We start from the raw sequence: 15,875 nt of genomic DNA on the forward strand, positions 1-15,875 counted from the left end.
CACAAAAATACGTGATGTGTCTATAAAAGCAGTGGAGTAAGGCGGAATGCATCTGCATATTTTGGGTATTTGTGGCACATTTATGGGCTCTTTGGCACTTTTGGCCCGCGATTTAGGACATATCGTCACAGGTTCAGACCAAAACGTCTATCCACCGATGTCGACTCAACTGGAAAATGCAGGCATTACCTTAATGCAAGGTTATGACCGCAGCCATTTACAACCGCATCCTGATTTAGTGATTGTGGGCAATGCCATGAAACGTGGGATTGATGCGGTTGAATATATGCTGAATGCTGGTTTGCCGTATATTTCTGGCCCGCAATTTTTGGCCGATCATGTCTTGCAAGGAAAACACGTACTGGGCGTTGCAGGCACGCACGGCAAAACCACCACCACCACCATGTTGGCGTGGGTATTGGATCAGGCAGGCTTGGAACCGGGCTTTTTAATTGGCGGCGTTCCGTTAGGCTTTAGTGAAAGTGCACGTTTGGGTGCAGGTAAATATTTCTGTGTCGAAGCCGATGAATACGACTCTGCATTTTTTGATAAACGCTCCAAGTTCGTGCATTACCATCCTAAAACCGCCATTTTAAATAACCTTGAATTTGACCATGCCGATATTTTTGATGATTTAGCTGCAATTCAAAAACAATTCCATCATTTGGTGCGTACCATGCCAAGTGAAGGACGCATTATTGCCCCAATTACAGAAACCCATATTGATGAAGTGTTAGAAATGGGCTGTTGGACACCTGTGCTACGTACTTCGCTCAATGCAGACCCACAAGCGGAACTATATGCCGAACAACTTGCAGCAGATGGTTCACATTTTAAAGTCCTGAAAAATGGTGTGCTACAAGGTGAAGTGCGCTGGAATATGACCGGACAGCACAGTGTCGCCAATGCCTTAGCAACCATCGCCGCAGCAGAGCATGTTGGGGTTGCAATCGAAACCGCATGTACAGCACTGTCCAATTTTGGTGGGGTGAAACGCCGTATGGAGTTATTAAGCACCATACGCGGCATTGAAGTCTATGATGACTTTGCCCACCATCCAACCGCAATTGAAACCACACTGGACGGCGCACGTAAGCGTTTGGGTGAACGTAAGCTTTGGGCGATTATTGAGCCACGTTCCAACACCATGCGCATGGGCAGTCATAAAGAAGGCTTGGCGGATTCGGCACGTTTGGCGGATGCTGTGATTTGGTATCAACCTGAAGGTCTAGACTGGGATTTACAGCCTGTGGTTGCGGCTGCTCGCAATCATGCAGTGGTGGCCAATACGTTGGATGAAATTATTCAAAAAATCGTGAGCCAAGCAGGTGAGGGCGATGCAGTGGTGATTATGTCAAATGGTGGATTTGGTGGTTTACATCAAAAACTCATTCAGGCTTTGCAACACACGGCTTAAAATCACTTAAATCGATTTAAAACTCTTGCAAAAAAACCCCTGTTTTTGGCAAAAAATAGGGGATTTTTATATTAATTATAAATTTATATATTATAATTATTAAAAGTAACAATACTGCTCATGAACTTGTGATCTTGACCTGTTACTTTAAAAAGATTACATCCTGCGAGCATGACGGTTGCTACAGGTTGGCTGCTGGATGTCTTTCATCATCATTACTAAGAAGGATGGTCACAATGTCAAAAACAATGAATGCCACGGTCTATCACGGCGCCCATCCTATTGATTTTGAAGAACACCTACGCCCAGAAATTTTACAATCAATAGATGACTTGATTGCTAACCAAAACTACAATTTGCAGTACTGACTGAGGCATTTGGCAAGGGAAAAACATAGAATTTCAAGACACTGCAATTACCAAGTGAGGGCAATTTGATGGCCGTATTTTAGGTCCCGAAGGCATCGGGATGGTTGAAGAAGTTGGTTCAGCAATCAAAAATTTCAAAAAAAGGCGACATAGAGCATCATTTCTTGTGTCAGCCGTTGTACTACATGTGAAAACTGTCAAAAACACCTCTATGCACACTCCAAAATGAAGGCGAATAGATCATGGGATATAAGATTGATGATACCCAGGCAGAAGAAGATGCGGTTTAACGTATTTTAGAAATTACAGGTGGTCGTGGAGTAGACTGCGCCATGGAACTATCAGTGCCGAAGCAACTTGGAATATTTGACAAAATGTCGTCAAAGCAGGCGAACATACTGCCAATGTGGCGCACAAAGAGCAAGTCGTAAATTTTGAGTTAAACAAACTCTGGATTAAAATCTTGACCATCACCACGGGTTCAGTGAATGCCAATATACGACAGTCATGCTGCTAAAAAATTGCTGTTCAGCTAAGTTGCCTTGAGAAAAATAAGCAACACACCATTTTAATTTTCAGAATTTGAAAAAGCCTATGATATGTTTAAACATACTTCAGATGAAAAAGCCCTGAAAGTGATAATTAATGACAAATAATCTTGACTTTATTGCATGATAAAAAAGCCAATCTGCATGCTGTAGATTGGCTTTTTAATATTTAAACCGTTTTCAATAGATAGAGGCAAATGACCCTAATGCCCTACAAACTAAATTCAGAAAAAGTTTGAATAACCTCTATTTTTATAACCCCGTTGAGATTTTTCAGGCAAGATGGTTTGTTCTAAATCCAAAAGTAAAGCTAAAAATTGCTGTACCGTCTTTTCATCCAAACGATGTGGTAGAAAAACATCAAAGCCCAGCTTTTTAAATAAACTCGAAATTTGACTATGTCTATGCACATATTTCATAGACCATTCTGAAAAATGGACATGCTCAAGTATTTGGTCAGGGAAGCGAAAGACATCACGGTGGCGCGGGTCCTGTTGAATACGCTCAAATAATTGCTCGAGCTGCTGTTGTTCACCTTCTAAACACTGAAAAAAATGACCCTCAGCATAATAAAGTACCCCATTAATGTGTTGTGCAGCATTAAATTGACGAGCTGTTGCCAAAATATCACTGATTTCTTGGAGTAAATCATTTTGATGTTCTGCTCGGGTACTCGCATAACACAACCTGATTAACATATCACACTCTTGTTAATGTAAAAGTAGTCATGAAATTAAGATAATAGACTCAAATAATCACTCATTATTTTGTGGTTTTGATTATTTTTTAATCAATTGTAATTTATGACTGACAATTCAACCCTACGTTTACCACTATGGTGTATGTGTAGCATCTTTTAACATACATTGCATTGAAAGTACGGTTTTGCTTTAGTTTGGAGAAAGTCATGCTCAAACACGTGCTTACCACATCATTTTTATTAATTGTTTATTTTTGCATGCTGATTGGCTTTCACCGTTTAGGTCTGAATGAAGAAACAAATATACTCATTTCATCTTTTGTATTAGGGCTAAGTTTAAAGCAGTGGGTGAGCTCATTTTTTTTCCACTGGTTTTGTATTGCGCTTATCAGTGGTTTATGTATTGCACTGAATGATTCGGTGATGCTGAAATTCTTCTTATTCAGCATGCTAATTGGAATGTATACAATACCTTACCTGTTGATCTACTTTAAAAAAGTGTTTGTAGAAAAACAGGTCAGCTCAACCATAGCGATTAAAAAATAATTTTTTAAGCCACAACATCGGCATATTGTGTATCCGTTTCAAATGCCGTCTCAACATAAGAGCAAACAGGCACAATTTTTAGCTGCTTTTCACGTGCAAAGGCGACCAAAATATCTAATAGTTGACGGGCAACCCCTTGACCACGTAATGTCGAATCGACCCAAGTGTGATCTGCTAAAATAGTGTGATCATCTTGATATTGATAAGTAATTTCAGCGATATGCCGACCATCTCGCTCAATAAAAAACTCGCCACCACGTTGGGTTTGTTGATGTTGAATTTGCATAAGTCCACCTATCAAACTAAATCTATTTTTTTCAATTTGCCACAATCTTGACGAAGTATTGTGCTGAATTTGTACAATACAAATTAAAGTGATTTACCGTGCAAAATAAATTGCACAACATTTAAAATTATGTAATGCTTTACGCAGATTTAGGCAACGTCCTAATCCCAAATTATGTTGAACAAGGGGAGTAGCCTCCTCCAAGCGTTAAAATATAATTTTAACGTGTCAGCGTTTCGTCATTACACTTTGCAAAAAGTCGGACGCTGAGCATAGTGACCTACTTGTTGATTCAAGTGCGCGCTATGTAGGCAAGACCTTGATCATGTTGTTACAGATGTTTGAAATCATCTGACAACAGGTCAAGGTTTTTTTGTGGCCAGTTGTCTGATGGGGGAGATTTTATGGAATCTATCGGCAATTTATGGCTATACCTAGTCTTTTTTGCAATTGTTGCAGTCATGCTCGCTATCGACCTCTTAGGCTTTAAACAAAAAGCAGGCGAATCGGTCAAAGTCAAAACCGCTGCGTATTGGAGTATCGCCTGGGTCAGTGTGGCAGCTTTATTTGGTGGCGGTTTATGGCTTTATCTTAAACACAGCGTTGGGCTAGAAGTCGCCAATACCAAAGTCATGGAATACTTTGCGGGTTATTTACTGGAAAAATCACTGGCGATAGATAATGTATTCGTGTGGATGATGATCTTCGCCGCATTCGCCATTCCACCGGGCTTACAGCGTAAAATTTTACTCTACGGCGTACTGGGCGCAATTATTCTCAGAACCATTTTTATTTTTATTGGGGCTTGGTTCATACAAGAATTCTCTTGGATTTTGTATATTTTTGGCGCATTTTTGGTGTATACAGGCTTTAAATTCTTAAAAGGCCCAGAACAAGAAGCCAGCAATATTGAAGATATGGCATTATTGAAATGGTTACGCAAACACATGCGGATCACCCCAACACTACAACAAGACAAATTCTTTGTTCGCCAAAATGGTGTACTTTGGGCAACGCCATTATTTTTAGTTTTAATTTTGGTCGAAGCATCTGACGTTATTTTTGCCGTGGATTCCATCCCTGCAATTTTTGCGGTGACTACCGATCCGTTTATTGTACTCACCGCAAATCTTATGGCTATTTTGGGCTTACGTGCCATGTTTTTCTTGCTCTCAGGAGCAGCGACTAAAATGCATTATTTGCCGTATGGACTGGGTTTAATTCTGCTATTTATTGGTTTTAAAATGCTGATGTTAGATGTGTTCCACATGCCTATCTGGATTTCACTCGGCTTTATTGTACTTGTACTGACAATCACTGCGTGGTTATCAATTCGACATAGTCGTAAACACCATGAAACCACATTATAAAATTTAACATTCCTCATCATCGTTGCAAGCCTTCTTTCGAGAAGGCTTTTTGTATTCATTACGCTAAGTTTTAATTTACCGTACGATAAATTTTATCGTACTGCTGCAAGCTACATTTAAGGTACAATCTCTTGAAAAAATGAAAAATGTAGGTTATTTATGCCATCTCCTGTACAACGCACCGCAATTCGTGGTCGCTTTCTTGATTTCAAAAACTGCGTCAGCCAAGCCGATCAAATTTCAGAACAAGTCCGTTATATAGGGGATGGCTTGTTAATTTGTGAACAAGGCAAAATTCAGTGGTTTGGTTCATGGCAAGAAGGGCAGGCACAGCTAAACGCCAACACAGAGTTCCAGCACTATCCTGGCCATCTTATAGTGCCTGGCTTCATCGACACTCATATTCATTTTCCACAGACCGAAATGATTGGCGCGTATGGTGAACAATTACTGGAATGGCTGAATACTTATACTTTTCCGACTGAACTGCAATTTGCAGATAAAGCCTATGCCGATCAGATTGCACAATTTTTTGTGCAGGAATTACTTAAAAATGGCACCACCACAGCCTTGGTGTTTTGTACGGTACATCCTGAATCGGTAGATGCGTTATTCGAGGCGGCTACACAACATCAAATGCGCTTAATTGCAGGCAAAGTGCTGATGGATCGGCATGCGCCCGAAGCATTGTGTGATAGCGCAGACACAGGCTATAAAGACTCTAAAGCCTTGATTGAAAAATGGCATGGAAAAGGACGTAACCTCTACGCGATTACCCCACGTTTTGCACCCACTTCTAGCCCTGAACAACTCGTACGGGCGGGGCAACTTAAAGCCGAATATCCCGATGTTTATGTGCATACCCATTTAAGTGAAAATCACAATGAAATTGCATGGGTCAAACAATTATTTCCAAAGCAAAATGGATATTTAGATGTTTATCATCACTATGGTTTAACAGGCTCACGTTCGGTTTTTGCGCATTGTGTGCATTTAGAAGAGCATGAGTGGCAATGTTTGCATCATACCGATTCTGCAATTGCCTTTTGCCCAAGCTCCAATTTATTTTTAGGCAGCGGCTTATTCCCATTACATAAAACTTGGGAGCGACAGGTGAAGGTCGGTTTAGGTACAGATATTGGCGCAGGCACTTCTTTTAATGTGCTGCATATCCTCAATGAAGCCTATAAAGTACAACAAATGCAAGGGGCAAAACTCTCTGCTTTTGAAGCGTTGTATCACGCCACATTAGGTGCTGCCAAAGCTTTGGACTTAGACGATAAACTAGGTAATTTTAAAGTAGGCAAAGAAGCCGATTTTGTAGTGCTCGATTTAAATGCCACAGCTTTACAACGCTTACGACAACAACGTGCCAAACATCTTGAAGATGCACTATTTGCCCTCATTACTTTAGCAGATGACCGTAATATTCATGCGACCTATATTTATGGACAACGTGCCTACTACCAACCCGATCAAAACTCAGCAACAGGTGGCTAAACCTGCACAACCCACGTATATGAAAGCTATAGGATGGGCGATGCTGATAATCGGTTGTGCCTTGTTGTTACGCTCAGATTCTCATTCTGCACAAAAATGATGCTATTTTAACCATGCAAGCACGTGCAACATCACGCAAGATATATTAAAATTAAGCATATTTTGAGGTGTTGCAGGTCAACACCTTTTTTATTTTTGCTTTTTAGGTATCTACCCATGACAGTTGAAATGCAGGTTTTGATTTCTGCAGAAGAAATCCAAACAAAAGTTCAGGAACTTGGTCAAAAAATTAATGCTCACTATGCCAATAGCGACAAAGAGTTGGTTTTAATTGGCTTATTACGTGGCTCTGTGTTGTTCATGGCAGATTTATGCCGCACCATTCACAAGCCGCATGAACTAGATTTTATGACTGTATCTAGCTATGGCGGAGGCACTGTATCATCACGTGATGTGAAAATTTTAAAAGATTTGGATGGCGAAATTCGCGGTAAAGACGTCTTAGTGGTTGAAGATATTATCGACTCAGGCAACACCTTAAATAAAGTGATGGAAATTTTGCAAACCCGTGAACCAAATTCAATTGAGCTATGTACCTTAATTAGCAAGCCATCACGCCGTGAAATTGAGCTTGAAGTTAAATTTATGGGCTTTGAAATTGAAGATAGATTCATTGTCGGTTATGGCTTAGATTATGACCAAAAATATCGTCATATTCCATTTATTGGCGAAATTGGCTTATAAAGCAAACACGCCACGCTTTAAAAAGTGATCGTTTCAGATCACTTTTTTTATGGCTACAATTTGCACTTCATCTATCTAACAGGACAAAAACACAACATGCTGTAGCATTATTCGACTATTTTCCTTGCGATTTTTCGGCAAAGATAAGTCTGAAACATGATGTAAAACATAAACAAAGATAACAAGGAGCTGCTCATGTGGTCATTAATAGTCGCAATTGTGGTGGGTTTTATTGCAGGTTTAATCGCCCGTGCAATTCATCCTGGAGATGATAAAGCAGGGTTTATTGTCACCACCTTACTTGGGATTGCAGGATCTTTATTAGCAACCTATGCAGGTCGTATGATGGGATTATATGGTGATGGTTCTGCCGCAGGTTTTATTGCTTCCATCATTGGTGCGCTGATTATTCTGTTTATTTATAATATTTTTACGAAAAAATCTCGTGCTTAAATCCTATATTAACTCCTGTAATTTTTTCAGACAAATATCTTCTCTCAATAAAAAACCGCCCAAATTTGAGGCGGTTTTTTAGATCTACTTTGCAATCACGAATTTCAGGTTTGCTCTGAGATACATGTTATAACTGTATTTGCCAATATCAGATCAAAATAGCCGTTCTTAAAGATCGAATTCTTTAAAAATCTGTTCAATTTGTGCCGCAGGATATGCGCCCATGACTTTAAAGCCATTCGAGAAAATAATCGCAGGCGTACCGCTTACACCTAAACGATGCGCTAAAGCCATGTTGCGTTCCACAGGGTTGGCACAACTGCTTTGACTGGTTGGCAATTGCGCTTTTGTGATCAGGTTTTCCCAAGCAAGAGCAGGGTTTTTCTCACAATATACCTGTTTAGACGGCGCAACAGAATGCGCTTTTAACGGCAAAATAAAGGTATAAATAGTAATATTATTCAGCTTTTTTAATTCAGCCTCAAGCTGTTTACAATATGGGCAATTTGGGTCAGAAAAGATCGCAATCTGACGTTTTCCAGTACCTCGCACACTTTTGATTGCATCTTGTAACGGTAACTTTTTCCAATCGACACTATTTTGTTGGATTAATAAATCTTTGGTCAGGTTATGCTGATCCTTTAAACGAATCATTGAACCCGCCAAAATATGTTGCGCATCTTCATTCAAATACACCACTTGACCATCCATAGAGGCACTATAAATACCTTTCATTTCTGTGGCTTGAATATTGTCTAATTTCAGTTGCGGATGCTGTTGTTTGACATTTTTACTAACCGTTGCAACATCTGCCATGCTCACCGCACTGCACAATCCCATGAAGACAGCTAAACTCAATTGTCTAATCATATGTTTCATCTAAATAAAATAAATTTAGCCTGATTCTAAGCTAATAGTTGTACAGAATTCAGTATTTCTAAGCCCAAATTACCCAATTGCTACAACTCATTGAGTCACGCATCGCTTTAGGTTTCACGTGGAACATTCAAGCCTGATGGTGGATTAATTTCTAAAGAAATAAGGACGATTTCTTCATGAATGGCGAGGGCGGTGCAGACTTGATCTGCGTCTAAATCGTATACAGTTTCCAATGCCAAGATAGAGTTTATGAAGTTACAGAAACGCTATGCTTAACCACAAATAGGCTTGACCACATTCAAGACTTGTCTTTACACTGAGTGATATTTCTCACTTTTTGAGAGCTAAGCTCAACAGTTTAGCCATCAATCGAGTTTTTTATGACTCATTCTCATCCTTGGCATCCTTTTGTGATGATCGGTCTTGCTCTGATTATTGGCACGATGGGCACAGCACTTGCAAGCCCCCCTGTACCCAATTTATCAGGAAGTGTGGCAGCTTTTACCAAGCCATATCACCTTTATTTTTGTGTCTTATATGCTCGGTTGTTTGGCCACCTTGCTCTTTTTAGGGCGTACCAGCAACAGTATCGGCTTTTTAAAAACCCTAGAACTGGGTTTAATAATCATCACTCTCGGACTGATTCTGTCGATGTTTGCCACCAATCCGCTTTGGCTTGCTTTGGGGCGTTTTGTGATTGGGATTGCTTCAGGTCTAATGACCACATCGGCGTTAATTGGCTTAATGTGGAGTATCCCTAAATCACATAAAGCGCATGCACCACAGCTCAGTTCAGTCATTACCGCAATTGGATTTGGCTTAGGTCCTTTGCTCGGTGGCGGTGTGGCGCAATTTTCAGCAGCGCCTTTGTTTAGTCCATATATTCCAGTCATTTTGGGTGCAGTACTATGTTTTATTGGATTGTTAGGTTTAGCACCACCTGAATTTACGCCACAAGCCTTCTCGATTGCCCCAAAATTAGAACGCCCAGAACCACGCTTTCATGCAGAATTTTACATTACGGGTTTAACCGCATTCTGTGTTTTTGCTGCATTTAGTTTATTTGCTTCACTCTCTCCATCTTTTGTGCAAATGATTATTCCATGGCACGGGCCTTTGGTCAGTGGTTTGGCTATCACCTGTATTTTGCTAATTTCAGCATTAGTACAGTATTTTTCCAAAGCCATTCCTGCACAAAAATGCCTAAATTTTGGGCTGTATTTACTGTTATTCAGTTTATTGGTACTCGGTTTATGTATGTATTTACACTGGAGTTTTCTATTTTTTGTCAGTGATCTACTGCTAGGAATAGGACACGGGTTAGCATTGATTGGCGCTTTTGGCTTAATCCATAGCATGACCAATCTACAGAATCGCGCTGCAGTGATGTCAACCTATTTATTTGTGGGCTATTTAGGCACAATTCTGCCAATTATTGCAGTGGGTTATCTGGCTGATCATTTTGGGTTAACCACTGCTGTACTTAGCTTTTGTACAGCCATCTGCTTATTGTGTGGCTACATCATTATTTGGTATCGACAGTTGCAGAACAAACCTATTTTAGGATCAAGTTTCATCTAAACGACAAACTAAAATCAGGATATGGTTTGGATCAACCGAGCTTATTCAAACCTTGTAGAGAAATGGAACTATTCTTTTGTTTTGATCTCAAACTTAGCAACCATTATTTTTCGTTGATGGTTTGATGCTCTACCTCTTTGATCAAAAAATAATTCAAAAAAGTCCGAATGACAGCAATGATCGCCAATTTAATCAGGCTATCTAAATCTGGATCTAAGTTAGTGGCTAAAATGTCTGCAGCCAACTGAAATTCAAGCGCCGTCGCAAGCCAATCCCCAAAACAATAACGTGCAGTACGCCCTGATTTTAACTAAACCAGCACCAATAAAGTTTTAAGTAGACCAATCATCACAGAAATGGTTTCAAGTGACAATTGCAGAAAATGAACCGAAGAAATAAGTATTTCACGTAAAAAAACCAGTTCAAACATCCAAAAATCTCCATCAGAGATTTCATCTCATGCTTTTAGGATTTTATTGAGCGCCAATCTTTGATTATTTTCTCATCATAGCTTTAAATGCTGCGGTTTAAAAAGACTTAGGTGATTTGAACAAGCGCTTATGATGAAAAGGAGACTAAAACAATATGCAAAGTGATGTTTTTTAACAATATATAGTAAATACCAGAAAAATAAAAAAGCACTAAGTTATTAAAACTTAATGCTATTTAATTCTCACTGGAACTTATTAGAACTTATTGGAATATTGGCTCAATCTTAGATTACTTTCCTATGCAGAAGGATCCAAAAATTTTTCCCAACAAATCATCTGCAGAGAAGTCGCCAGTGATTTCACCCAAAGCATTCTGCGCAAGACGTAACGACTCGGCCACCAATTCCCCCGCATGATAGACCACCAATTGCTCACGTGCCTCAGCTAAATACTGCTGCGTGCGCTTCATTGCGTCTAAATGACGAGTACGTGCAATAAAGGTATCTTCTTCAGGTTGAAAGCCTGCATGCGCTGTAATCGCCTCTATGAGCGATTGAACACCTGTTTCTTGCTTGGCCGACACCGTAATATGTCTAAAACCATTAAAATCTGAAATTGCAGCTTCTACACCCGTTAAATCACATTTGTTGCCAATCAACATTAAGCGCTTCGGTTCAATATATTCAGCAAAATAATGCTGTGCCAATTGCAATGGATCTTCGTTTTGACTCAAGTCATAAACCAATAACAATAAATCTGCTTGTTCAATTTCTTTGATCGCGCGGCGAATCCCTTCCTGCTCCACAATATCACCTGTTTCACGTAAACCTGCGGTATCGGTCAGGGTAATTGGTAATCCATTTAGGGTAATTTTTTCATGCAATACGTCACGTGTAGTACCCGCAATATCGGTCACAATCGCACGTTCAATGCCCGCCAAGGCATTAAGTAGGGAAGATTTACCTGCATTGGGTTTGCCTGCAATCACCACTTGTAAACCTTCACGCAACAATTGTCCCTGACGCGCAGATTGTTGCACAGCAGTCACCGAAGCAGCAACTTCATCTAGCAAATTGAGGATTTTCCCATCGGCCAAAAAGTCAATTTCTTCTTCAGGAAAATCAATGGCAGCTTCAACATGCAAACGTAAGTGAATTAACTGCTCTAACACAGTATTCACTTTAGTAGAAAAAGCCCCTTGCAGGGAACGTACAGCAGAACGCGCAGCGGCTTGTGAGGTGGCATCAATTAAATCGGCAATGGCTTCGGCCTGTACCAAATCTAGCTTGCCATTTTCAAAGGCGCGCATCGAAAATTCACCTGCTTTGGCAGCCGTTGCACCGAGTTCCAGTAAACGAGCCAATAAGGCATTTTGAATCACTGGGCCGCCATGCCCTTGTAGTTCCACCACATCTTCGCCAGTAAATGAATTAGGATTTGGGAAACAAATCACCAACCCTTCATCCATGACTTCATTGGCAGCATCGTAAAATTGGCGAAAACCTGCATAACGCGCTTTGGGTAAGTCTTTTTGGGTCAATGCTGCGGCAATCGCATAGGCTTTTGGTCCCGACAGGCGAATCACCCCCACACCACCACGGCCAGGTGGAGTCGCGATTGCGGCAATGGTGCTGCGGTTATACATAAAATTCACCTAAAACTTTCAAAATATATGCAAAGAAAAATCCGCCTAAGATTACCATCTTAAGCGGATTTATTCAGCAGCTCAGCCATACTTAATTGACTGGAGTTGCCTCTTCTCGTTTAGCGCGGTCTTTTTCAACACTTTTGTTGATCAAGCTTTGCTGCAAAATCGTAATCAAGTTGTTGACAATCCAGTACAGAACTAGACCTGCAGGGAAGAACAATAAGAATACGGTAAATACCACAGGCATAATGCGGAAGATTTTTGCCTGCATTGGATCTGTTGGCTGTGGGTTCAACATTTGTTGAACATACATGGTCACACCCATCAATAATGGCAAGATAAACCAAGGGTCCATTGCCGATAAGTCTTGAATCCAACCTAACCACGGTGCATGGCGTAACTCTACCGATTCCATCAATACCCAGTACAAGGCAAGGAAAATTGGCATTTGTAGTAACAATGGCAAACAACCTGACAGTGGATTCACTTGTTCACGTTTATAAAGTGCCATCATTTCTTGCGAGAAACGCATACGGTCTTCGCCAAATTCTTCTTTCATGCGCTGCATTTCTGGCGCAATCACACGCATTTTCGCCATTGAACGATAGCTCTTAGACGATAACGGCCAAAGAATAAGTTTGACAAGAACGGTTAATAAGATGATTGACCAACCCCAGTTGCCCACTAAGCCATGGAAGAATTGCAAACCAATAAACAATAATTTTGCAATTGGCCATAACCAGCCATAATCCACAGTTTGGTTCAAACCTGTCGCTAAGTCTTTCAATTCAGACTGAATTTTTGGACCCGAGTAGAAAGTCGCATCAACTTCTGCCACGGTACCTGCAGGCACATTAATGGTTGGTGAGGTAAAGCCAATGATGTTCATTTCATCGCTAGATTTACGTGATTCCAACTTCGCTGCATACGGTTGACCATCGGCCTGGGTCAATTTTAACTGACCCGGAACCCAAGCACTCACGAAGTAATGCTGAACCATTGCCACCCAACCGCCAGTTGCTTCAACATTCAATTTTTCATCATTAAAATTGTCAAATTTCAACTTGTTGTAGTGTTCTTCAGGTGTCCCCCATGCGCCGCCAAGGAAAGTACCCAAGGTAAAAATACCTTGATCTGACTTGCCAGGATCGTCTGAATTATCCCGTTTCAGCTGACCAAACATCTGACCTTGCCAGTTTTGGCTGCTGCGGTTAATCACTTTGTGATTCACCACCACAGGATATTCACCTTCAGTAAAACTAAAGGTTTTGATGATTTCTACACCATCGGCAGTTTTATATACCATTGGGACAGTTAAAGTTTTAACTGTTTCACCCGCTTTATTTTTGCTTTCTTTGGCATCGGCTAAGCTATAAGTTGATTTTTCAATTTCATAGCTTGGGCGGCCATTACGGCTACTGTCTGGACCATTCAGCCCGATTAACCCAGATTGCGCGACATAGGTGCGCTTAGCATCGCTTTCCAGCATGACGAAAGGATCGTCACTGTCTTTATTTTTGTCATGATTGAGTAATTCAACACGAACAATATCACCACCTTTTGGATTGATCCAAAGATGATAAAGGTCAGTTTGTACTGAAATAAGCTGCTGACTTACAGGTGCTGTGGCATCGGTTGTTTGCTGTGCAGGAATATTTGCTTGCGGTACATCAGAAGCTGCTGTAGCCGTTTGGCCATTCGGCAAATCTGCAGATACTTCATGAGAAACAACGGCAGTTTTTTGCTGCGGTGCTGTTTCAGCATTTCCATAATCTTTTTGCCACGCCAAAATGAGCAAATATGCGACGACAAACATGGCCCCGAGAATTGCAAACCTGGCCCATTGTTGCATATCTATTACCCCAAGTGGTTAGAGTGATTTTGGTTCAATAAACGATCACGAAAGGGTACAGTAATGTGATGCGTTTGAGAATCTATTTGCTGAAATGAAATAAAACGAATGACTTTTGGCGGGACTGGATCATAGCCCGAACCACCCCACGGATGACAACGACAAATACGTTTTGTAGCCAGCCACACACCACGAACAGCACCATGCGTATGCACTGCTTCCAAAGAATAATGAGAACATGTTGGAATATAGCGACAGCGCGGTCCCAATAAAGGACTAATCGCGATCTGATAGAAACGTATCAACCAATGCAGTAAACGTACCATTGGCCATCTCTACTTTTGTGGGGAGGGAGCTATTTTTGAATGCTTTTTGGCTAGACGTTGTAACTTCTGCCAAGCAAATTGTAATTGCTGATGCAATTCCGCATTAGATACCGTATCTACCCCAACTTTGGGCATTACCACAATATCTAAGTCATTTAATTGCCGTTGGTGTAAGCGAAAACTTTCGCGAGCAAGTCGTTTTACTCGATTTCGTTCGTGTGCACGACGCACTTTCTTTTTTGCAACGACAAGACCCAAACGGCTATTCGGCAGTTCGGAATGTTTTGCAAGAAATAAGAAATGGGGTTGATGCACTTTAAAAAGCGCACCATCAAACACACCTTTATAATCGGCAGCACAGCGTAATCTCAACTCTGTGCTGAAGCCATAAAGTGTTGTCATAACACCCAAGAGTCGATTCAGCGTGACTGTATTAAACAGTTAAGCTGTGACGACCTTTTGCACGACGGCGAGCCAATACTTGACGACCAGCTTTAGTAGCCATACGAGCACGGAAACCATGAACGCGCTTACGCTTTAATTCAGATGGTTGAAATGTACGTTTCATATCGAAACTCCAAAAATGATCTTTCTATAAAGGTCCGCGATTTTAGTGCTCATTGCTTGAGCTGTCAATGAAAAACACGGTTTCTTGCAAAATAAGCCTAAATTTTTCTTTTTAACAAGTTTTCGCTCAATTGACTGGTTGACCATACAAATTAAAGTATACACAAGATAAATGATTGTTTATGCTTGACTAATAAGTTATTAACAGTATTATTCACACAATTATCCACAAGCTCATTCTGTTTAATTTTAAAAATCCTGTTTTGAATTTAAATTTAAACTCAGATTGAATTATCCACAGTTGCAACGGATCTTATAAATAAATTCAAATTTATAAATTTAATTTATTACTATTAGAGACGCATTTTTCTGTTGAAAACTCACTTTTTCTCTTATAAAACAAATTTTTGAATTGTGGATATCTATGTTTCTATGATTTTAATACTTTGCGGATAACTTTGTGCTATATTTTATCCACACCTTGCGGATAAACTTATCCACACCGCGTTTTAAATTTAAATTCAGGTTTGATGATTCCTTTTTTGAGCGATTTTGCTGATTTTGTCATGACAGATGTGGATAACTTGGTTAGAATGGCGACCCGCTCAGGCGGTCGAGAGACGTTTTAAATTTAAAAATGGATTAGATAGGGGTTTCAC

General features: G+C 40.4%; 16 protein-coding genes and 2 pseudogenes. 8 read left to right on the plus strand and 10 right to left on the minus strand.

What is annotated here, in order from left to right; translation table 11 throughout:
- The first annotated feature begins 46 nt into the window (after nucleotides 1-46).
- Entirely contained in the window at nucleotides 47-1,417 is a 1,371-nt protein-coding gene (gene mpl / locus K1T76_RS13310) for a UDP-N-acetylmuramate:L-alanyl-gamma-D-glutamyl-meso-diaminopimelate ligase (protein WP_230245590.1), read from the plus strand.
- 236 nt (nucleotides 1,418-1,653) lie between these two features.
- On the plus strand, nucleotides 1,654-1,785 hold the full coding sequence (locus K1T76_RS15060; RefSeq protein ID WP_308444300.1) for a hypothetical protein: 132 nt from the start codon (nucleotides 1,654-1,656) through the stop codon (nucleotides 1,783-1,785).
- Nucleotides 1,786-2,557: 772 nt separating this feature from the next.
- Here K1T76_RS15060 and K1T76_RS13320 read toward each other — a convergent pair.
- On the minus strand, nucleotides 2,558-3,031 hold the full coding sequence (locus K1T76_RS13320; RefSeq protein ID WP_104852788.1) for a BLUF domain-containing protein: 474 nt from the start codon (nucleotides 3,029-3,031) through the stop codon (nucleotides 2,558-2,560).
- A gap of 209 nt (nucleotides 3,032-3,240) precedes the next feature.
- Between K1T76_RS13320 and K1T76_RS13325 the strand changes: the two genes are divergently transcribed.
- The gene (locus tag K1T76_RS13325) at nucleotides 3,241-3,579 is read left to right on the plus strand and encodes a hypothetical protein (protein ID WP_230245591.1); all 339 of its coding nucleotides are present in this window, start codon (nucleotides 3,241-3,243) and stop codon (nucleotides 3,577-3,579) included.
- A gap of 4 nt (nucleotides 3,580-3,583) precedes the next feature.
- Here K1T76_RS13325 and K1T76_RS13330 read toward each other — a convergent pair whose 3' ends face one another.
- Nucleotides 3,584-3,865, minus strand: coding sequence for a GNAT family N-acetyltransferase (locus K1T76_RS13330; protein ID WP_070154989.1), 282 nt, complete (start codon nucleotides 3,863-3,865; stop codon nucleotides 3,584-3,586).
- A gap of 404 nt (nucleotides 3,866-4,269) precedes the next feature.
- Here K1T76_RS13330 and K1T76_RS13335 point away from each other — a divergent pair, with 404 nt between their 5' ends.
- The 4 genes from K1T76_RS13335 to K1T76_RS13350 all read left to right on the plus strand — a co-directional run bounded on the left by K1T76_RS13335 (nucleotide 4,270) and on the right by K1T76_RS13350 (nucleotide 7,932).
- Nucleotides 4,270-5,235: a TerC family protein gene (locus K1T76_RS13335; protein ID WP_019836202.1), complete on the plus strand. Its 966-nt coding sequence runs from the start codon at nucleotides 4,270-4,272 to the stop codon at nucleotides 5,233-5,235.
- Between the two features lie 159 nt (nucleotides 5,236-5,394).
- A complete protein-coding gene (gene guaD / locus K1T76_RS13340) occupies nucleotides 5,395-6,735 on the plus strand; it encodes a guanine deaminase (RefSeq protein WP_230245592.1) in 1,341 nt (446 codons plus the stop codon).
- 216 nt (nucleotides 6,736-6,951) lie between these two features.
- Nucleotides 6,952-7,479 carry a hypoxanthine phosphoribosyltransferase gene (gene hpt / locus K1T76_RS13345; RefSeq protein ID WP_230245593.1) on the plus strand — a complete coding sequence of 176 codons (528 nt, stop codon included), beginning with the start codon at nucleotides 6,952-6,954 and terminating at the stop codon, nucleotides 7,477-7,479.
- Between the two features lie 195 nt (nucleotides 7,480-7,674).
- Nucleotides 7,675-7,932 carry a GlsB/YeaQ/YmgE family stress response membrane protein gene (locus K1T76_RS13350; RefSeq protein ID WP_070154982.1) on the plus strand — a complete coding sequence of 86 codons (258 nt, stop codon included), beginning with the start codon at nucleotides 7,675-7,677 and terminating at the stop codon, nucleotides 7,930-7,932.
- Between the two features lie 168 nt (nucleotides 7,933-8,100).
- Here K1T76_RS13350 and K1T76_RS13355 read toward each other — a convergent pair whose 3' ends face one another.
- Together K1T76_RS13355 and K1T76_RS14985 are read right to left on the minus strand one after the other, a co-directional pair.
- Complete coding sequence (locus tag K1T76_RS13355; protein ID WP_070155012.1) at nucleotides 8,101-8,802, minus strand: DsbC family protein; 702 nt, start codon at nucleotides 8,800-8,802, stop codon at nucleotides 8,101-8,103.
- Between the two features lie 116 nt (nucleotides 8,803-8,918).
- On the minus strand, nucleotides 8,919-9,050 hold the full coding sequence (locus K1T76_RS14985) for a hypothetical protein (RefSeq protein ID WP_264754239.1): 132 nt from the start codon (nucleotides 9,048-9,050) through the stop codon (nucleotides 8,919-8,921).
- Nucleotides 9,051-9,191: 141 nt separating this feature from the next.
- Here K1T76_RS14985 and K1T76_RS13360 point away from each other — a divergent pair.
- Nucleotides 9,192-10,392, plus strand: a pseudogene (locus tag K1T76_RS13360) (MFS transporter).
- Nucleotides 10,393-10,495: 103 nt separating this feature from the next.
- Here K1T76_RS13360 and K1T76_RS13365 read toward each other — a convergent pair.
- The 6 genes and pseudogenes from K1T76_RS13365 to rpmH all read right to left on the minus strand — a co-directional run.
- Nucleotides 10,496-10,678: pseudogene (locus K1T76_RS13365) on the minus strand (DUF1622 domain-containing protein); the annotation flags it as partial.
- 434 nt (nucleotides 10,679-11,112) lie between these two features.
- Nucleotides 11,113-12,468 (minus strand): tRNA uridine-5-carboxymethylaminomethyl(34) synthesis GTPase MnmE, encoded by a 1,356-nt coding sequence (gene mnmE / locus K1T76_RS13370; protein WP_070154980.1) that lies wholly within the window; start codon nucleotides 12,466-12,468, stop codon nucleotides 11,113-11,115.
- A 91-nt stretch (nucleotides 12,469-12,559) separates the two neighbouring features.
- Nucleotides 12,560-14,323 (minus strand): membrane protein insertase YidC, encoded by a 1,764-nt coding sequence (yidC, locus tag K1T76_RS13375; protein WP_070154978.1) that lies wholly within the window; start codon nucleotides 14,321-14,323, stop codon nucleotides 12,560-12,562.
- Nucleotides 14,324-14,328: 5 nt separating this feature from the next.
- Nucleotides 14,329-14,649, minus strand: coding sequence for a membrane protein insertion efficiency factor YidD (gene yidD / locus K1T76_RS13380; RefSeq protein WP_019836211.1), 321 nt, complete (start codon nucleotides 14,647-14,649; stop codon nucleotides 14,329-14,331).
- 9 nt (nucleotides 14,650-14,658) lie between these two features.
- Complete coding sequence (rnpA, locus tag K1T76_RS13385) at nucleotides 14,659-15,051, minus strand: ribonuclease P protein component (protein WP_070154976.1); 393 nt, start codon at nucleotides 15,049-15,051, stop codon at nucleotides 14,659-14,661.
- A gap of 31 nt (nucleotides 15,052-15,082) precedes the next feature.
- Nucleotides 15,083-15,217, minus strand: a complete 135-nt coding sequence (gene rpmH, locus K1T76_RS13390; RefSeq protein ID WP_000831329.1) for a 50S ribosomal protein L34 — start codon at nucleotides 15,215-15,217, stop codon at nucleotides 15,083-15,085.
- Between the last annotated feature and the right edge of the window lie 658 nt (nucleotides 15,218-15,875).

The organism is Acinetobacter sp. PW68 (genome assembly GCF_020982655.1).
Taxonomy (GTDB): Bacteria; Pseudomonadota; Gammaproteobacteria; order Pseudomonadales; family Moraxellaceae; genus Acinetobacter; species Acinetobacter towneri_A.